Source organism: Noviherbaspirillum sp. L7-7A, from assembly GCF_019052805.1.
In the GTDB taxonomy this organism is placed as follows: Bacteria; Pseudomonadota; Gammaproteobacteria; order Burkholderiales; family Burkholderiaceae_D; genus Noviherbaspirillum_A.
The window spans coordinates 1,474,597-1,491,501 of sequence record NZ_JAHQRJ010000001.1 but is presented as its reverse complement, the minus strand read 5'-3'; the positions used below and the strand labels follow the sequence as shown (position 1 = coordinate 1,491,501).

The following is a 16,905-nucleotide window of genomic DNA, read 5'->3' as shown; positions in this document are numbered from 1 at the left end:
GGCCCGGAACGGACCCGCAACAAGAAAAAGCAAGAGCAAACAAGAGCACAACGGCCGCACCGGCGGCACGCACGAAGAATCGACAAGGAAAGCCACAGATGAATGACCTGACTGAAGACCTGGACGCGCTGTTTGAAGAAATAGCGGCGCAGCATGCGGTAGCCGCCGAACCGAAAGCTGTGGCGACCGAGTCCGTGTCTGCAGCAACAGCCAACGTGGCTGCAACCGACGCTGAATCAGCCCAGGAGCATTCTCCCGCCAACTCTCCCATGTTCGACCGCCTGGGTCATATCGTGCGGCAGTTGCATGACTCGTTGCGCGAGCTCGGCTACGATCGCAGCCTTTCCGACGTCGTCACCGAAGTCACCGATGCCGCCGGCCGCTTGGAGTATATTGCTACGCTGACCGAACAGGCCGCCAACAAGGTGCTCAATTCGATCGACGAAGCCATGCCGGTGCAGGACGCGCTGATCCAGACCGCCAAGGATGTCGAAGGCCGCTGGGACCAGCTGTTTGACGGCAAGCTGGGCCTGGATGAATTCAAGCTGCTGGCGCAGGATTCGCGCCGCTTTGCCGGCACGGTGGCCGACAACGGTGAAGCCGAAAAGGCGCGCCTGATGGAAATCATGATGGCGCAGGATTTCCAGGACATCACTGGACAGATCATCAAGAAAGTGGTGACGATCACCCAGAAACTGGAGCGCGAACTGGCGCAGCTGCTGATCGACAATGCACCGCAGTCCACCCGCGAAAAGGAAAAGGTGGTGGACTTGCTGGCAGGGCCGGACGTGCCTACCTCGGCGCTGGCGCAAACCGACGTGGATGACTTACTCGCCGATCTGGGATTCTGATGGACGACATGCTCAAGGACTTCGTGGTCGAGGCGCTGGAACTGGCCGTCGACGTCGAAGAAAGATTGCTGCAACTGGAGCGCCGGCCGAACGACCCGGACACCCTGAATGCCGTGTTCCGCTCGTTTCATACGATCAAGGGCGGCGCCGGTTTCATGAACCTGGCTGGCATGGTGTCGGCCTGCCATCTGACCGAAAACCTGTTCGATGCGCTGCGCACCGGCAAGACCGCGGTGACGCCCCTGGCGATCGAGGCGGCGCTGCAGGCCAGCGGCTTTGTAGCCGACCTGCTCAACCAGCTGCATAACGGCGCCACGCCGGAAAGCCTGGCGCCCATGCCGGACGCATTGAACCGCATCCTGAATGACGCCATCGAAGGTCGGCAGCCGGTTGCAACTGCGGCTGCGGTCGCGCCAGTAGCCAGCCAGCCTGCCAACGGCATCGCCCAGGCCGACGAGGCCGGGCGCATTGACTGGGTCGGGATGTACAACGCCGTCGTGCCTGAGCAGATGCGTATCGCCGTCTCTGCCGTGCCCACGGCGCCGGCAGGCACGGGCGAGAGCAATACGGATCCAGCGCCTGCGCATGGCCATCCTCCTGGCTGGGATGGCGTTGACCGACGCAACACGCCTTCCGAAACCCGCACGCCGGAGGACAGCATCCGGGTCGATGCAGTCAAGCTCGATGCGCTGCTGGAAGTGGCGGGCGAATCGGTGCAGGCGGCCAACCAGGCCAGTGTATTGCTGGAAAAACTGCAGCAGTTCAAGTTCGACGGCCAGGCCGCCACGCTGATGTCGACGCTCGCCGAAACCCTGGGCCGTGCATCGCGTTATGCCACCGAGCTGCAGCGCGCCACCCTGGCCACAAGGATGCAGCCGGTCGGCCGCCTGTTCCAGAAATTCCCGCGCCTGGTGCGCGAACTGGCGCGCGATCTGGGCAAGGAAGTCGAACTGGTGATCGAAGGCGCCGATACCGAGGTAGACCGCGTGGTGGTCGACAGCCTGTACGACCCGCTGGTCCACATGTTGCGCAATTCGCTGGACCATGGCATCGAAAGCCATGAAGACCGCATCGCCGCCGGCAAGCCGCCGCGTGCCCGCATTCTGCTCAAGGCCTGGCAGGAAGCCAACAGCGTGATGATCGTTATTTCCGACGATGGCCGCGGCATGGATCCGCAGCGCCTGCGCGCCAAGGCGATCGCCAATGGCCTGATCGCCGAATCGGCCAGCCTTTCCGCCAGCGAAGCCTACCAGCTGGTGTTCCTGCCGGGCTTCTCGACCAAGGAAGTCGCCTCCAGCGTTTCCGGGCGCGGCGTGGGCATGGACGTGGTCAAGACGGCGGTGGAAAAGCACCGCGGCGCAATCAGCATCGATTCGGAACTGGGTAGCGGCACCCGCTTCTCGATCCGGCTGCCGATCGAGTTGTCGATCGTCCCGACCATGCTGGTGACAGCCGCCGGCGCTGCGCTGGGCATGCCGCTGGCACTGGTCGAACGGGTCGTGGAACTGCCCGAGCAATTCATGCATGTAGGCGGCGCGCCGGTGCTGCGCGACCAGGGCCAGACGTTGCCGGTGCGGTCGCTGGCTGCGTCCCTGGGGTACGAGCCTGCCGAGGAGCGGGTTGGTATCGTGGTCGCCGCACCCAGCCCTTACGTGCTGTCGGTTGGCGCAGTCGATGGCACCGCCGACCTGGTGATCAAGCCGCTGACAGCCTTGTCAGTGCCAGGCATTACCGGCACTGCCCGCTCCGCTGAAGGCGAACTGGTGCTGGTGGTTGGGCTGTCCTTCCTGCTGGCTGGCGCTACCCAGGAAGCCTGAGGGCCGAGACGATGAACCCGCCCAAGGCCTATCGCTGCTCACAACCATGGCTGCTGCTGCAGTCGGTAGACAACGAACGCGATATCTTCATCGACCTGGCGCAGGTGTTTCGCCATGAAACCCTGGCCCGCTATGACGATATTGCCCGCCATGCGGCAGCCGGCGCATGCCATGACATGGCCATGGAAGCCCATTCCCTCAAGGGCACGGTGGGTACCGTGGGCGCGGCCGAGCTGATGGCCTTGCTGGTGGAAATCGAGCAGGCCGGCATCAAGCAAGCCATGCCTTGCAGCGCTGCGCAACTGGCGCGCCTGTCTGATCTGCTGGCCCAGGTTCGCGACGACATGGACGATTTCCTGCGCACGCTCTGATCGCAGGCCAGCCACGGCTGGCTCTCACGAACGCATCAATCCAGAAACAGCGGGGCCATAAGCATGGTCCCGCTGTTTTTCTGCGTCGCCTTCAAGGCGGCGGCCTCTTCAACCTGCCAGCGGTTTGATCGCGCGCAATTGTATCCATATCAAGCCGCTGCGACCGGCGCGAATGCTTTGGCACTCACCGCGCCAGATCGCATCGCTGATACCTCTTGTCGCGATGCGCCCGACAACACCCGAGGAGCGATAGCACGATGAGCAGGCAATTCAAGCAATTGATAGAGGACCTCTGCAGACTGGTCAACATGCGCGATGCACAGCATCTCATTCACAGTGGCCCGTTTGCCGTCGATGGCGTGGTTTTCAACATTACCCGGGACTGGCTGGCCACTACCGAAACCCTGCTGCTGCAGGGTGACTGCGGCTTGCCGGAGCACGACCCCGCCGCTGTCTATGCCGCGCTGCTGCAACGCAACTACACCGGCTTTCAGCATGACGGGCCACAGTTCGGCATATCGCCTGCAACAGGCGGCATCATCTATATGGAGCGCATGAAGGTGGCCGGTATCAGCGCAGCGGCACTGGCCAGTACATTGGCTTTCGTGGCCGAGCATGCACGCCACTGGCGCTGTGCGCTGCCAATGCCGCCCCGGTCATTGCCTCGCATGGAAATGTGCTGTCTGCAGCTTGCATAAGCCCTATAGCGCCACAATCCCATAGCCCCATAGCCCCATAGCCCCATAGCCCCATAGCCCCATAGCCCCATAGCCCCATAGCCCCATAGCCCCATCGACTGGCTCACTTCAACAAGGGAAAAACAATGATTCCTTCATTTAACGCTGCTCTCAACACGGACAGGCTGCTGCCGGACCAGATGCCATCGACCTTGCCGGCACGCAGTCTTTCCTCGTCATGCCCCAACCTTGCCAGTCGCTTTCGCCCAGGCCATGCAGGTCAGGCACTGGCGGTACCGACGCAATCGGACCTGCCAGCCAAGGAAAGCAGGGTGCAATGGAACTACAGCGATTGCCATTTCCATCCGACCAATTACATCCAGCAGGGCTACAAGCCAGCAAGCCTGATCCCGGAAATGAATGCGCTGGGCATCAGGTACACCACCCTCATGCCCATTCCCACCAACGTGCTATCAAGCCAGCCCGATCCGGAATGGGACCCTTGCACGGGACAGCAGCACTGTGGTCCGCATTACTATTTGCCCAGCCACATGGTGACGAAACGCACGCTCACCACGAAGGATATGGATGAGGCCTGCGCCGCTACCGAGCTTTATATGAATACCGGGGTGGATGCGACCACTGCAATGCATTACCTCCAATTGCCTGTCGCGCAACGGCATCGCTTCGATCCCATGATTACCGGCCTGCACCTCGGCGACATGCATAGCAGCGCCTACCTGCTGCAGAAGCTGGCCCAGCATCCTGGCGTGTTTACCGGGGTGGGCGAAATCACGGTTCACAAGGAAGTGGTGCAGGATCTTTTCGCAGGCAAGCGCCAGGCCAACCTGGACAACAATGCAGACGCGCTGATCAAGCTATTGAAAACCTGCGGAGTGATTGGCATGCCCGTCGTGCTCCATTGTGATGTCGACCTGCCGGGCCAGGAAAGCAATACGGCGCCAGCCTATCTGGAAGGCATCAGGCGCTTGTTCTGCCATGCTGCCGTGTCGGACACCAATATCATATGGGCGCATGGCGGTGGCCTAGGCCGCTTCGTGAACGCACCTGAGGGACACACGGCAACGCTGCGCCAGCTGCTTGAGGACGACAGGATGAAGCATGTTCATATCGACCTGTCATGGAGCGTGGTCGCCGAGCGGCTGACGCAGTCTCCGGAAACGCAGGTCGAATGGGTGTCGCTCATCAAGGATCATCCCGGACGCTTTCTGTTCGGCTCCGATGCGCTGGCTCCAGCAAGCCGCGATGTCTGGAACAGGACCTATGCAAGCTATAACGGGCTGTTGACGAGCCTGCCGGATGCCGTACGTTTGCAACTGCTGCATGGAAATTATCAGCGCTTGTTTGTCGATGCGCGCAAGCGGGTGCGCTCCTATGAGAATTTCTTTCTGGCTTCCGCCTTGCATGAGGCCGGTCAGTTGCGCAATATGCTGCCGCCATCCTCCGTGGTTGCAGGTATGCCGGCCACCAACGCAAGCACCATGGACGCCTGCGACAGCCGCGATCATGATTCCAAAGAAGCGCAGTCAACGCCGCGGGACGAGCAATATCCATTGAACACGCAAGCGCACCGCTCGCCAGGCGCATTGCGTCATTGAGCTGCAGCTGATGCCACTTTCAACCCCGGCTGGCATGGCTGCTTTTGCATCCGGCCAGCCATGGCGTTATCTCAGAATTCGGCTTCCAGTTCGTCGATTTCCTCCGGCTCCGCCAGCGCTGCGGATACCCACTCCTGCACCGGCTCCAGTGCCATCACGGTATCGCAATAACCGCGGCACACCGCATCGAGTTCGACGCCGTAGGTCAGGAAGCGTGTAACGACCGGCGCAAACATCGCGTCTGCCATGCACACCTTGCTGCCGAACAGATAAGGCCCGCCGTAGGTATTGATGCACTCGCGCCAGATGACGGCAATCCGATCGATGTCGGCCTGGGCGCGGGCCCATATCCGGAAGCCGCCGTAATTGGCCTTCAGGTTCATCGGCAATGCCGACCGCAGTGCCGAAAAGCCGGAATGCATCTCGCCGCAGATGGCGCGGCAATGAGCGCGCGCCTTGCGCTCCTTGGGCAGCAGCTGCGCACCGGGCCTGATCTCATTGAGGTATTCGCCAATGGCAAGCGTGTCCCAGACGGTAATGCCTTCATGGCGCAGGCAGGGCACCAGCACGGATGGCGCCAGCAGCAGAATTTCCGCGCGCATCGCCGGGTCGTCGGACGGAATCATGATCTCCTCGAACGACAGGCCGGCCAGCCTGGCAAGCAGCCAGCCGCGCATGGACCACGAAGAATAATTCTTGCTGGTGATGGTAAGCGTGGCTGCTTGCATGTCGCCGTCCCTGGGTTGATTGAGGTCCGCAGAAAACCACGCAAGCCGCATGCCAGAGCGGCCGCATGTGGTATTGGCCAATGGCGCGCTCCTTGCTAGCTGCATGCTGGTCCCAGCACAGTCACGGAGCCCGCATGAAGTATCACGTATGGCAGGCGCAGGCTGACCTGATGGCGCATATGCGCCTGTACACCGAAGCCACGGCCCAGGCTATGCGGCAGCCATGGCTGGCCGAATTACCCGCAGCGCGCCGCATCGCCGCCGCCTGCACCGTGTTCGCCAGCGCGCAGGTCACCCACAGCCGCCCCAGTTTTGGGATAGAGCGCACCATGCTGGGCAGCGGCGCGTCGGCACGCGAGGTCCTGGTGCATGAGGAAGCGATCCACGTCCTGCCCTTTTGCACGCTGCTGCGCTTTGCCAAGGAGGACGCCGACGACGCGCTCGAACGCCAGCCCCAGCCGCGTGTGCTGCTGGTGGCGCCAATGTCGGGTCACTTCGCGACTCTGCTGCGCGACACGGTGCGCACCATGCTGCCCGAGCATGACGTCTACATCACCGACTGGCACAATGCGCGCGACGTGCCGCTGATGGCGGGCGCTTTCGGGCTGGACCAGTACACCCGTTACCTGATCGAGTTTCTTGAGGTGCTGGGCGAGGGCGCGCACATGCTGGCGGTCTGCCAGCCCTGCGTGCCGGCGCTGGCCGCCACTGCCATCATGGCCGAGGATGGCCACCCGGCCACGCCGCGCAGCCTGACGCTGATGGCCGGCCCGGTGGATGTGCGCGTCAGTCCCACCGAGGTCAACCGGCTGGCCACCAGCAAGCCCTATAGCTGGTTCGAGCGCAACATGATAGGCACCGTGCCACAGCGCCACCGTGGCGCCGGCCGCGAGGTGTATCCCGGCTTCGTCCAGCTGACGGCCTTCATGAGCATGAACCTGGAGCGCCACATGGAAGCCTTTCGCGGGATGTACCGCGACCTTGCCAATGGCGAGCTGGAAAGGGCGGCGGCCACGCGTGCCTTCTATGCGGAATATTTCGCGGTACTGGACCTGCCGGCCGAGTTCTACCTGGAAACCATACGCGACATCTTCCAGCATGCGGCACTGGCCTGCGGCGAACTGCGCTTCGAGGGCAGGCCAGTGCGGCCAGGGGCGATACGCCGCACCGCGCTGCTCACAGTCGAAGGCGAGCGCGACGATATCTGCGCGCTGGGCCAGACCATGGCCGCGCACGACCTGTGCAAAGGCATTCCGGCATTCCTGAAATCGCATCACATGCAGGCCGGGGTTGGCCATTACGGTGTCTTCAGCGGGCGGCGCTGGACCCAGCAGACCTATCCAATCGTGCGGGAAATGATTTACGCGACGGATTAGCAGCATTTTTCATGGGAGACAGGCATGAATGTCACGCAACGGGAAGTCACGGAGTCGTCCACCTGCACTGTGTTTACGGTAAAAGTGGGCGGGCAGGTCCATCGGTGCGCCTTGTCGCAGGAGGCGCTGTACATGCTGTCTCAACGTCTGGACCCGCGCCTGGACCGAATCGACGCCTATATCGTGCTCAAGCGGCGTGTGGCAAGCGCCGCCAGCGCCTGCCTTCGCAATGAAATGGGACTGCCGTCGGTGCTGCAGGCATGCCATGTCGCAGATCATGTCTGAGGCGGACATACTGCATTGGTGCTGGACGGCGGGTTGTCGACAAGCTAACCTATGGGCGTTCGCAACAGAGTCGCGTTGCCTTACTGCATGCATAGGGTCGCAACTGGCCGTGTAGTATGTTCGGCAGCGTACCGACTCCCACGGTGCATTCATTTATAAATCAATAATGCACCGCCGGAGTACCGACGGCACCTCACCCACAACAAAGGAGCTAGAAGATGGTCGACAATTACGCCGATAAAGCAAGCAGCGAACTCAAATCCCTGGTATCGGACGCGCAGGACCTGTTCAAGGCTGCCACCACCGCCTCGGCCGACAAGGCGACAGCGCTGCGCTCCGAAGGCATGCGGCTGCTGGACAACGCGCTTTCGGGCGCCCGTGACATGCAGGATACGGCGATGAAAACCGGCCGCGAGCTGGCCAACACCGCCGATGACTATGTGCATGAGAATCCATGGAAGACCATCGCCATTTCGGCTGGCGTGGCACTGGTAATCGGGGCGTTGCTTACGCCCATGATCACCAAGCGCTAGGCAGCTTGCAGTACGGCGCCGGCACCGCATGCCGGCGTACGCGTTTCATCTGGGGACGGAATAATGAGAAATAACGAAGAGAATGCAGCGCGTCTGGAAGACCTGATGAAAATGCCGCCGATGACGCCGCAGCAGCATGCGGAAATCATGCGCAAGCGCATCGTCGGACGCCACGCGCTGGAGGAAGCACGCGACCGCCGGCATCTGGGCCTGGACGACGAACTGTTTCCGAGCTGACTGGGCACGGCAGGGCAGCAGCGTCTGCCCGATTTGCCAGCTTCCCAATTTCCTGACAGGGGCAGGGCCTGCACGGCCTTGCCCCTGTCCATTTTTCAGGCCGCTTTCGCTGCGCGGGTATCTTGTTCAGAGCACCTTGCCGAGGAAGGACAGCGACATGCCATGCGCCACGGCGGAAGCCTTCTGGTTGTAGGAAGGGCGTTCCCAGCAATTGAAGCCATGGTCCACATCCGGATAGGTCTCGATCACCGCGTTCCTCGCGCTGCCGAACGCGGCCTTGACCGCATCGACCGCGCTCTTGGTGATGTAGTGGTCCTTCTCGGCGAAATGGAAGAGGATGGGGCAGGCGACCTTGCCGGCCTGATTGAGCTGGCTGTCGATGCCGCCGCCGTAATAGCACACCGCGGCGTCGACACCGGCATTGGCGGCGCACAGATAGGACAGCAGTCCCCCCATGCAAAAGCCCAGCGAGGCCAAGCCGCCGGTGACTTCCGGCATGCCGCGCAGCATGTTCACGGCCTGGCCCAGGTCCTGAACCGCCATCGGGAAGTCCAGCTTCTTCATGTAGTCGAATGCCTGCGCCGAGCCGGCGTCGTCGTAGGCGAGGTCGACGCCGGGCTTGAGGCGCCAGAACACGTCCGGTGCCAGCACCACGTAGCCATCCAGCGCATACTGGTCGGCCACAGCACGGATGTGGCTGTTGACGCCCCAGATCTCCTGGATCAGCACGATGCCGGGGCCGCTGCCCTTGGGCGGCAGCGACAGGTAGCCGCGAAACGCATTGCCGTTGTTGGTGTCGATGTCGATCCAGCGTGAATTCATGCTTGCTCCTAGGGTAATGATGGTTGGTTGTCATGGCCTGCGTCAGGCGCGGCCCATTGTAGCCGCTATCAAAACGACATGTCAGCGGCCGAATGTGAGTTGGCGCACCGACGCTGGCGATGGGCCTGCCTAGCATGGTTCGCCATGCCGACGGCAACCGCCGCGGCAATTTCCAACATCAAAGGATGCACCATGAGCCATGCCGCCACTGCCCAGCTGCAAGACCTGCAGGACAAGATCAAGGATGTGAAATTCGGCATGTTCACCACGCTGGATCCGGACGGCAAGCTGTCGTCGCGGCCCATGACCAGCCAGCAGGTGGATAACCAGGGCAACATCTGGTTCTTCACCTCCGATGCTGCCGACTTCGTGCGCCATCTCGCCGAGCATCCCCGCATCAATGTGAGTTTTTCCGATCCGGACGACAGCCTGTATGTGTCCATTGCCGGCCATGCCGAACTGACCCGCGACCGCGCCAAGATCGATGAACTCTGGAGTCCGCTGGTGGCGGCCTGGTTCGATGGCGGCAAGGACGATCCGCACCTGGCGCTGATCAGGGTGCATATCGACAGCGCCGAATACTGGGATACCCATTCCAGCAAAATGACGCAGTTGTACGCACTGGCCAAGTCGGCGCTGACCGGCAAGGCGCCGCGCGACCCGGGCGAGCACAAGAAGATTACGCTGTAACCGCAGCGTGCAGGGCAGCCTTGGCTGGCCGCCCCGCATTCTGATATCAGTCCAGCGTGGCAATCACCGGGGTATGGTCCGACGGCTGCTCCCACTTGCGTGGCGCCTTGTCGATCATGCAGCCGGTGCAGCGCTTGGCCAGCGGCGGCGACAGCAGGATATGGTCGATGCGCAGGCCCATGTTGCGGCGAAAGGCCATCTGCCGGTAATCCCACCAGCTGAACAGTTTCTCCGGCTGATCGAACAGGCGGAAGGCATCGGCCAGCTGCAGCTCGCACAGGCTGCGGAAGGCAGCGCGTTCCGGTTCCGACACCAGCACCGAGCCTGCCCATGCGGCCGGATCATGCACGTCGCCATCGGCCGGCGCGATGTTGTAGTCGCCCAGCAGCGCCAGCTGCGGATGGGCCGCCAGTTCCGAGGCCAGCCATTCGCGCAGGGCCAGCAGCCAGCGCAGCTTGTACTCATATTTGTCCGAGCCGACCGACTGGCCGTTCGGCACATAGGCGCAGACGACGCGCATGCCTTCGATGGTGGCGGCGATGATGCGCTGCTGCTCGTCGGGGAACAGCGGGTTGTTCCTGACCACATCCGTCATCGGGTGGCGCGACAGGATGGCCACGCCGTTATACGTCTTCTGGCCGCTATAGACAACCGAATAGCCTGCCGCCTCGATCTCGGCGACAGGAAACTTGTCGTCGGTGAGCTTGGTCTCCTGCAGGCACAGCACGTCGACCGGGCTGTCGGCCAGCCACTGCAGCACCTGCGGCAGGCGGACCTTCAGGGAGTTCACATTCCAGGTGGCGAGTTTCATTGCGTTTCAATTCCTTGCATGGAAAGAAAACGCGCCGGACCTCCTTGCGGAGCGCCGGCGCTCATTTCTGTGACGGTAGCGATCAGCGTGCCGCTTGCGCCCGGTTGATCAGGAAGGTGGTTAGCATCGGTACCGGGCGCCCGGTGGCGCCCTTGGCCGGGCCGCTCTTCCAGGCGGTGCCGGCGATGTCCAGGTGCGCCCAGGTATAGGCCTTGGTGTAGCGCTCCAGGAAGCAGGCAGCGGTGATGCTGCCGCCGGGGGCGCCGCCGATGTTGGCCATGTCGGCGAAATTGGATTTCAGCTGTTCCTGGTAGCTGTCCTCGATCGGCATGCGCCATGCGGTATCGTCGCTGAGCTTGCCGGCGGCGATCAGCGCATCGGCCAGCGCATCATGGGCGTCGTCGTGGCGGGTGAACAGGCCGGCGTTGTGATGGCCCAGTGCCGTGATGCAGGCGCCGGTCAGCGTTGCGATGTCAATCACCACTGCCGGCTTGAAGCGTTCGACATAGGTCAGCGCGTCGCACAGGATCAGGCGGCCTTCGGCGTCGGTGTTGAGGATCTCGATGGTCTGGCCGGACATCGAGGTGACGATGTCGCCCGGACGGGTCGCAGTGCCCGAGGGCATGTTCTCGGTGGTCGGGATCACGCCGATCACATTGAGCTTCAGGTTCATTTCGCCGATGGCGCGGAAGGTGCCCAGCACCGAGGCGGCGCCGCACATGTCGTACTTCATTTCATCCATGGCCGCGCCGGGCTTGATCGAGATGCCGCCAGAGTCGAAGGTAACGCCCTTGCCGACCAGGACCGTAGGCGCTTCCCGCGTCTTGCCGCCCAGGTGCTTCAGCACGATGAATTTCGGCGGTTCCGCGGTGCCGTTGGTGACGGACAGGAAGCTGCCCATCTTCAGCGCTTCCATCTGCTTGCGGTCCAGCACCTCGACGCCGAAGCCGAACTGCTTGGCCAGCTTCTTCGCGGTGTTGGCCAGATAGGTCGGCGTGCAGATGTTTGGCGGCAGGTTGCCCAGGTCCTTCGTCAGCTCGATGCCGTTGGCCAGCGCCACTGCCTGGGCCAGCACCGCGCGCGCCGGTGCGGCGGCCGCCGCGTCGAGAAGCAGCGCAGCCTTTCTCACGCCCGCCGGGGGCGCTTCCTTCTTGCTCTTCATGTCATCGAAGCGGTAACGCGATTCGCGCAGCGCCAGCACCAGCGCCTGGATTGCCCACCCCGACTCGCGTTCGCGCACCTGGTCGCAGGGCAGCGAGATCAGCGCATCGGCCGCGCCCAGGGCCGAGAGGGTGCGCGCGATGGCCTGGCATGCGGTGTTGAAGTCCTTGGGCGCAACCGGCGTTTCCTTGCCCAGGCCGACCAGCAGCACCCGTTCGGCGGCGATGCCGGCCAGGCCGCGCAGCAGCAGCGTGCTGCCGGGTTTGCCGGTGATGTCGCCGGACTTGATGGCGGCGCTGATGGCACCGTCGCCGTCGAGTCCGGCGGCGGCGGCCGTCAGCACCTTGTTTTCGAAAACCCCGACCACCATGGCGCCGGTTTTTGCTTGTGCCAGGCTGGTCCTGGCGTCGAATGTTTTTATGCTAAAGTCCATGGATGCTCCTTTTTAGTCCACGCAATTATAGTATCGAATGATTTTTCAACGCGCTCTACGTCGCGAACTGATCAGCTCCGCCGGCGCGGTCTTCACCACCCTGTTCTCGATCACCATCACCGTCATGCTCATCCGCATCCTTGGCCAGGCTGCCGGCGGCAAGGTTGCGTCCCAGGATGTGGTGGCCCTGCTCGGGTTCGCGGCGCTGAATTATTTGCCCGTGATCCTGATCCTGACCGGCTTCATCTCCGTGCTGCTGGTATTGACCCGTACTTATCAGGACTCCGAAATGGTGGTCTGGTTCGCTTCCGGCTTGAGCCTGACCGCATGGATCAGGCCGGTGCTCACGGTGGCGCTGCCCCTCGTGCTGGTCGTGGCCACGCTGAGCCTGGCGGTCACGCCCTGGGCCAATCGCCAGAGCACCGAATTCCGCAAGCGCTTCGAGCAGCGCGAGGATATATCCCGTGTATCGCCGGGGCGCTTCCAGGAGTCCTCTTCGGCCGACCGGGTGTTCTTTGTCGAAGGCGTGGCCGATGATGTGAGCAACGTAAAGAACGTCTTCATCAGCAGCATGCGTGACGGTAAGTCCAGCGTGATCGTGGCGGCCGAAGGGCGTACCGAAGTCGAGGCGAATGGCGACAAGTTCCTGGTGCTCAACGATGGCCGGCGTTATGACGGCACGCCGTCGGAGCCGGAATTCCAACTGATGCAATTCGAGCGCTATGGCGTGCTGATCGCCAACAGCAACCAGGTGGATGCGGCCGACAATTCGGCGCGTGCGATGCCGCTCGGCGACCTGATCGCCAATCCCACCAACCAGAACCGGGGCGAGATCCTGTGGCGCATTGCCCTGCCAATCATGGGCGTGGTGCTGATGCTGCTTGCCATTCCGCTGGGCTTCGTCAATCCGCGCGGCGGCCGCTCGGCCAACCTGCTGCTGGCGCTGCTGGTGTTCATCGTCTACAGCAACATGGTCAGCGTGATGCAGGCGGCAGTAGCGCAAGGCAAGCTGGCGCTGATGGCAAGCTGGTGGCCGCTGCATCTGATCGGCGCGCTGATGGTGGCATTCCTCTTTTCCTGGCGCATCCTGATGAATAGCCGCCATCATCCGCTGGCTTACTGGAATGCGTTCAAGCGCATGGTCTTCTACAGGCGCACCGCATGAAGATACTGCAACGCTACCTGGCCGGCGAGATCATCCGCGCCAGCATCTTCGTGCTGGCGGCCTTTCTTGCGTTATTTGCCTTCTTCGACGTCATGAGCGAACTGCAGGCCGTCGGAACAGGTGGCTACAAGCTGCAGCATGCTTTTCTGTTCGTGCTGATGGGACTGCCAGGCTATGCCTACGAGCTCATACCGATCGCCGCGCTGATCGGCACCATCTATGTGCTGGCGCAGCTGGCGTCGCGTTCCGAATTTACCATCATGCGGGTGTCCGGCCTTTCAACGCGGCAGGCGGCGGCCATGCTGGCCAAGATAGGCGTTCTGTTCGCATTGCTCACCTTTGCCTTCGGCGAGTACGTGGCGCCGAAGTCGACCGAGCTTGCACAGAAACTCAAGCTTGGCTTCAAGGGTGCCGCGGTCTCGCAGGAGTTCCGCTCCGGCCTGTGGGCAAAGGACGTTATCCGCGACAGGGGCGTGTCGGGCAATGTGATCGGCACCCGCTTCCTGAACGTGCGGGAAATGCGGCCCACTGGCGAACTGCTGAAGCTGCGCATCTATGAATTCGACCGCAGCTTCCATCTGGTCAATTACATCATTGCCGACCGTGCCGATTATTCCGGCAACAATACCTGGACCATGCAGAAGGTCACTGAAAGCCGTTTCCCGGAAGCCGCGACCCGCAATGGCACCCGGGTGCTGGACCTGGGCACCGCGGTGTCGACCACGCAGCGCGAGGTGATGCCGCTGGTGTCCGAAATCACGCCATCGATTCTGTCCGTGCTGTTTGCCGATCCGGAGCGCATGTCCGCGGCCGACTTGGCGCTGTACAGCAAGCATCTGGCCGAGAACAAGCAGCGCACCGAGCGTTACGAGATCGCCTATTGGCGCAAGCTGATCTATCCCTTCGCCGTATTCGTGATGATGGCGGTTGCGCTACCGTTCGCCTATTTGCATTTCCGCACAGGCGGCGTCAGCCTGAAGATCTTTGCCGGCATCATGATCGGCGTGAGCTTCCAGTTGATCAACCGGCTGTTCTCGCATATCGGCATGCTCAACACCTGGCCGCCGTTCGCCACAGCGGTATTGCCCAGCGCGCTGTTCCTGCTTGCCGCGCTGATGACCTTGAAATGGATTGAAAGGCGTTAGATGAAAAATGCATTGATTTTGTTTGCGCATGGCGCGCGTGATCCGCGCTGGGCGGCGCCGTTTGAAAAATTGCGCGACATCGCCCGTGCGCAGTTGCCGGATACCGACGTGTCGCTGGCCTTCCTGGAACTGATGACGCCGCGCCTGCCCGAAGTGGTGACCAGGCTGGCTGGCGAGGGCTGCACCCGGGTGTCAGTGGTGCCGGTTTTCTTGGGGCAGGGCGGCCATGTGCTGCGTGACCTGCCGCTGCTGATCGATGGCCTGCGGGGCGATCATCCGGGGATGGATATCAGCGTGGCCGCTGCGGTGGGAGAAGACAGCGAGGTGCTGGCGGCAATTGCGCGCTACTGCGTGGCGTCGGCGGCTTAAAGGCTGGTACGTTCGAGGGTATGAAGGAAGAGGGACTTGGCCTGACAGGTTAAGCAATGCAAAAGGGCGACGACAGTAAACTTGGTGCCGTTGCCGTTGCCGTTGCCGTTGCCGTTGCCGTTGCCGTTGCCGTTGCCGTTGCTTCTGCTTCTGCTGTTGCTTTTGAAGTGGCCGTTGCAGTGAATTCCCGTTGAGCGCGCCCTGAGGGCGATGCCTGAAGCGGATAAGGTGCGGCGTCTGTCTGAGCGTAGCGTAGCGAGTTTAGCCGCGCCCCGCTTCAGGCGTCGACGGCACGGGGACCCCGCGCAGCGGGGCGCGATCATCGGGTCGCCTTTTCTTGCCTACTTCTTTTGGCGAAGCGTAACTATTCAGCATTCATAGAACGCAAGACGTATGCAGCCTTAACCTGTCGAAGGCATGCGACCGCTAAATAGCATGGTCAATGCCTGTATCAGATCCTTCGATTGCTTCTGCAATGTCCCTATGTAGGAACGAATGCTGCAATACGCCTGCGCGCCCGCAAAGCTGCGGTAGCATCCGCATACCTTCTGCTTGAGCTTGGGCATGCGAAGGTCGCGCTCGGCAAGGTTGTTCGTGAACGGCACCCGTGCATCATGCATGAAACGCAGCACATCATCAGCGTGTTGCTCCAGCCGCTTGATCAGGTTGTATGTGGTGCTTTGCTTGATGCCGCCTCGCTTGTCCTTGCGGGTCAGGTCAGTCAGCCTTTGCGGATTATGCTGGCGACCCTGCTCAAGGAGCTCACGGTATCGGCGACGGTAGCTTGCAGCAACATGCTGGCTCAACACCCCATCCTCGCTGGCATCCACAGCATGATTCATCTTCACAAGCAAGCTCATCATGTCTTGCGCCCATTGCTGCCCGGTCGAGTCGATTACGAACTCCAGCTCACGCAAATGATGCGCGTTGCATAACGCATGTTGTACGTTGAAACGGTAGTAGGAAGGCCAGCCGTCATGCACGGCCACACCCTTGAAGCGCGGCAGCAGGTTCAACGCCTCCAGCGCCTGGTAGCCGCGGCGCGCATGCACCTGATAGACCACTGCGTCCTCGGTCGATGCACTGTGCATCCAGTACAGCTTGGTGCCCACGCGCATGCCCGTTTCATCGAAGTGCACTACTGGCGCCTGCAGCAGTGACTCGCCCAGCGCCTGCACCACCGGTGCCACAGCGGCGTGCGCCTGCGCAATGGCGGCATGCACGCTGGCCGGGGACATCGTCACGCCAAACAAGTCCTGCATCAGGCGCGTGCATCGCTTCATCGGCACATGCTGATACTGCGTCAGATAAACCACCGCAGCCTTGATGGTCGCACCGTACTGTGCCGCCTGCGTCACCCCCTCGGGATAGCATCCGGTATGCGCCTGGCCGCAACGGCAGCGCACACGCTGCAGGCGATGCTCGATCACCGTCATGCGAATGGCAGGCAAGTCAATGACCTGACGCCCTTGCACATCGATCGTGGCGGTGCGCAGGTCGAGTTTGCTGCCACATGCCGTGCAGCGTTGCGGTGGCTGATGCACTTGCACTTGGTCAGCCACGTCGACTCGTTTCAATGTCGATCCGGGATGTCCCTTCTGCCCGCCCGCACTGGCCTTGCCAGCCACGCGGCGTGATTTAGGCTTGCGTTTGAAGCCGTCTGACGAAGGCGGCTTGCTAGAGTTACTGCTGTTTTTAAGCAGCATCGCTTCGAGCTTGTCGAGGCGATCCCAGAGTTGCAGGATCAGCTCGTCCTTTTGCTCGAAGCTCAGAGTGGAGAGATCGGGACGTGATTTCATGACATCGCACTATGCA

General features: G+C 62.0%; 19 protein-coding genes. 14 read left to right on the top strand and 5 right to left on the bottom strand.

Annotated elements, in window-relative coordinates:
• The first annotated feature begins 98 nt into the window (after positions 1-98).
• From KTQ42_RS06715 to KTQ42_RS06695, 5 genes are all read left to right on the top strand, one after another.
• On the top strand, positions 99-851 hold the full coding sequence (locus tag KTQ42_RS06715) for a protein phosphatase CheZ (RefSeq protein WP_217344812.1): 753 nt from the start codon (positions 99-101) through the stop codon (positions 849-851).
• Entirely contained in the window at positions 851-2,668 is a 1,818-nt protein-coding gene (locus KTQ42_RS06710) for a chemotaxis protein CheA (RefSeq protein WP_217344811.1), read from the top strand. Before KTQ42_RS06715 ends, KTQ42_RS06710 begins: the two co-directional genes overlap by 1 nt.
• An 11-nt stretch (positions 2,669-2,679) precedes the next feature.
• Positions 2,680-3,039, top strand: a complete 360-nt coding sequence (locus tag KTQ42_RS06705; RefSeq protein ID WP_217344810.1) for an Hpt domain-containing protein — start codon at positions 2,680-2,682, stop codon at positions 3,037-3,039.
• Positions 3,040-3,296: 257 nt separating this feature from the next.
• A complete protein-coding gene (locus KTQ42_RS06700) occupies positions 3,297-3,737 on the top strand; it encodes a CesT family type III secretion system chaperone (protein WP_217344809.1) in 441 nt (146 codons plus the stop codon).
• Positions 3,738-3,862: 125 nt separating this feature from the next.
• Positions 3,863-5,335, top strand: a complete 1,473-nt coding sequence (locus tag KTQ42_RS06695; protein ID WP_217344808.1) for an amidohydrolase — start codon at positions 3,863-3,865, stop codon at positions 5,333-5,335.
• Positions 5,336-5,406: 71 nt separating this feature from the next.
• On the opposite strand, the gene KTQ42_RS06690 is transcribed toward KTQ42_RS06695, so the two are convergent.
• Entirely contained in the window at positions 5,407-6,063 is a 657-nt protein-coding gene (locus tag KTQ42_RS06690; RefSeq protein ID WP_217344807.1) for a glutathione S-transferase family protein, read from the bottom strand.
• Positions 6,064-6,197: 134 nt separating this feature from the next.
• Between KTQ42_RS06690 and phaZ the strand changes: the two genes are divergently transcribed.
• The 4 genes from phaZ (at position 6,198) to KTQ42_RS06670 (ending at position 8,494) form a co-directional block, all read left to right on the top strand.
• Positions 6,198-7,439: a polyhydroxyalkanoate depolymerase gene (phaZ, locus tag KTQ42_RS06685; RefSeq protein ID WP_217344806.1), complete on the top strand. Its 1,242-nt coding sequence runs from the start codon at positions 6,198-6,200 to the stop codon at positions 7,437-7,439.
• Positions 7,440-7,463: 24 nt separating this feature from the next.
• Entirely contained in the window at positions 7,464-7,724 is a 261-nt protein-coding gene (locus KTQ42_RS06680) for a hypothetical protein (RefSeq protein WP_217344805.1), read from the top strand.
• A gap of 218 nt (positions 7,725-7,942) precedes the next feature.
• Positions 7,943-8,257, top strand: coding sequence for a DUF883 family protein (locus KTQ42_RS06675; protein ID WP_217344804.1), 315 nt, complete (start codon positions 7,943-7,945; stop codon positions 8,255-8,257).
• Positions 8,258-8,320: 63 nt separating this feature from the next.
• Positions 8,321-8,494, top strand: coding sequence for a hypothetical protein (locus KTQ42_RS06670; RefSeq protein WP_217344803.1), 174 nt, complete (start codon positions 8,321-8,323; stop codon positions 8,492-8,494).
• Between the two features lie 126 nt (positions 8,495-8,620).
• Here KTQ42_RS06670 and KTQ42_RS06665 read toward each other — a convergent pair whose 3' ends face one another.
• Positions 8,621-9,316, bottom strand: coding sequence for a dienelactone hydrolase family protein (locus KTQ42_RS06665; RefSeq protein WP_217344802.1), 696 nt, complete (start codon positions 9,314-9,316; stop codon positions 8,621-8,623).
• Positions 9,317-9,508: 192 nt separating this feature from the next.
• Here KTQ42_RS06665 and KTQ42_RS06660 point away from each other — a divergent pair, with 192 nt between their 5' ends.
• The gene (locus KTQ42_RS06660; RefSeq protein WP_217344801.1) at positions 9,509-10,006 is read left to right on the top strand and encodes a pyridoxamine 5'-phosphate oxidase family protein; all 498 of its coding nucleotides are present in this window, start codon (positions 9,509-9,511) and stop codon (positions 10,004-10,006) included.
• Positions 10,007-10,052: 46 nt separating this feature from the next.
• On the opposite strand, the gene xth is transcribed toward KTQ42_RS06660, so the two are convergent.
• Together xth and KTQ42_RS06650 are read right to left on the bottom strand one after the other, a co-directional pair.
• A complete protein-coding gene (gene xth, locus KTQ42_RS06655; RefSeq protein WP_217344800.1) occupies positions 10,053-10,817 on the bottom strand; it encodes an exodeoxyribonuclease III in 765 nt (254 codons plus the stop codon).
• An 82-nt stretch (positions 10,818-10,899) separates the two neighbouring features.
• Positions 10,900-12,411 carry a leucyl aminopeptidase gene (locus tag KTQ42_RS06650; RefSeq protein ID WP_217344799.1) on the bottom strand — a complete coding sequence of 504 codons (1,512 nt, stop codon included), beginning with the start codon at positions 12,409-12,411 and terminating at the stop codon, positions 10,900-10,902.
• Between the two features lie 37 nt (positions 12,412-12,448).
• Between KTQ42_RS06650 and lptF the strand changes: the two genes are divergently transcribed.
• The 4 genes from lptF to KTQ42_RS06630 are packed head-to-tail and all read left to right on the top strand — an operon-like array spanning position 12,449 to position 15,284.
• Positions 12,449-13,576, top strand: coding sequence for an LPS export ABC transporter permease LptF (lptF, locus tag KTQ42_RS06645; RefSeq protein ID WP_217344798.1), 1,128 nt, complete (start codon positions 12,449-12,451; stop codon positions 13,574-13,576).
• Positions 13,573-14,721 carry an LPS export ABC transporter permease LptG gene (gene lptG, locus KTQ42_RS06640; RefSeq protein ID WP_217344797.1) on the top strand — a complete coding sequence of 383 codons (1,149 nt, stop codon included), beginning with the start codon at positions 13,573-13,575 and terminating at the stop codon, positions 14,719-14,721. The genes lptF and lptG overlap by 4 nt, the downstream gene beginning before the upstream one ends.
• Positions 14,722-15,090: a CbiX/SirB N-terminal domain-containing protein gene (locus KTQ42_RS06635; RefSeq protein WP_217344796.1), complete on the top strand. Its 369-nt coding sequence runs from the start codon at positions 14,722-14,724 to the stop codon at positions 15,088-15,090.
• Between the two features lie 56 nt (positions 15,091-15,146).
• The gene (locus tag KTQ42_RS06630) at positions 15,147-15,284 is read left to right on the top strand and encodes a hypothetical protein (protein WP_217344795.1); all 138 of its coding nucleotides are present in this window, start codon (positions 15,147-15,149) and stop codon (positions 15,282-15,284) included.
• 207 nt (positions 15,285-15,491) lie between these two features.
• On the opposite strand, the gene KTQ42_RS06625 is transcribed toward KTQ42_RS06630, so the two are convergent.
• Complete coding sequence (locus KTQ42_RS06625; RefSeq protein WP_217343761.1) at positions 15,492-16,889, bottom strand: IS66 family transposase; 1,398 nt, start codon at positions 16,887-16,889, stop codon at positions 15,492-15,494.
• Positions 16,890-16,905 lie beyond the last annotated feature (16 nt).

Bases quoted from the DNA above. Each gene is read 5' to 3' on its own strand.
- KTQ42_RS06715 (WP_217344812.1), top strand. From the start codon at position 99: ATGAATGACCTGACTGAAGACCTGGACGCGCTGTTTGAAGAAATAGCG.
- KTQ42_RS06710 (WP_217344811.1), top strand. From the start codon at position 851: ATGGACGACATGCTCAAGGACTTCGTGGTCGAGGCGCTGGAACTGGCC.
- KTQ42_RS06705 (WP_217344810.1), top strand. From the start codon at position 2,680: ATGAACCCGCCCAAGGCCTATCGCTGCTCACAACCATGGCTGCTGCTG.
- KTQ42_RS06700 (WP_217344809.1), top strand. From the start codon at position 3,297: ATGAGCAGGCAATTCAAGCAATTGATAGAGGACCTCTGCAGACTGGTC.
- KTQ42_RS06695 (WP_217344808.1), top strand. From the start codon at position 3,863: ATGATTCCTTCATTTAACGCTGCTCTCAACACGGACAGGCTGCTGCCG.
- KTQ42_RS06690 (WP_217344807.1), bottom strand. From the start codon at position 6,063: ATGCAAGCAGCCACGCTTACCATCACCAGCAAGAATTATTCTTCGTGG.
- phaZ (WP_217344806.1), top strand. From the start codon at position 6,198: ATGAAGTATCACGTATGGCAGGCGCAGGCTGACCTGATGGCGCATATG.
- KTQ42_RS06680 (WP_217344805.1), top strand. From the start codon at position 7,464: ATGAATGTCACGCAACGGGAAGTCACGGAGTCGTCCACCTGCACTGTG.
- KTQ42_RS06675 (WP_217344804.1), top strand. From the start codon at position 7,943: ATGGTCGACAATTACGCCGATAAAGCAAGCAGCGAACTCAAATCCCTG.
- KTQ42_RS06670 (WP_217344803.1), top strand. From the start codon at position 8,321: ATGAGAAATAACGAAGAGAATGCAGCGCGTCTGGAAGACCTGATGAAA.
- KTQ42_RS06665 (WP_217344802.1), bottom strand. From the start codon at position 9,316: ATGAATTCACGCTGGATCGACATCGACACCAACAACGGCAATGCGTTT.
- KTQ42_RS06660 (WP_217344801.1), top strand. From the start codon at position 9,509: ATGAGCCATGCCGCCACTGCCCAGCTGCAAGACCTGCAGGACAAGATC.
- xth (WP_217344800.1), bottom strand. From the start codon at position 10,817: ATGAAACTCGCCACCTGGAATGTGAACTCCCTGAAGGTCCGCCTGCCG.
- KTQ42_RS06650 (WP_217344799.1), bottom strand. From the start codon at position 12,411: ATGGACTTTAGCATAAAAACATTCGACGCCAGGACCAGCCTGGCACAA.
- lptF (WP_217344798.1), top strand. From the start codon at position 12,449: ATGATTTTTCAACGCGCTCTACGTCGCGAACTGATCAGCTCCGCCGGC.
- lptG (WP_217344797.1), top strand. From the start codon at position 13,573: ATGAAGATACTGCAACGCTACCTGGCCGGCGAGATCATCCGCGCCAGC.
- KTQ42_RS06635 (WP_217344796.1), top strand. From the start codon at position 14,722: ATGAAAAATGCATTGATTTTGTTTGCGCATGGCGCGCGTGATCCGCGC.
- KTQ42_RS06630 (WP_217344795.1), top strand. From the start codon at position 15,147: ATGCAAAAGGGCGACGACAGTAAACTTGGTGCCGTTGCCGTTGCCGTT.
- KTQ42_RS06625 (WP_217343761.1), bottom strand. From the start codon at position 16,889: ATGAAATCACGTCCCGATCTCTCCACTCTGAGCTTCGAGCAAAAGGAC.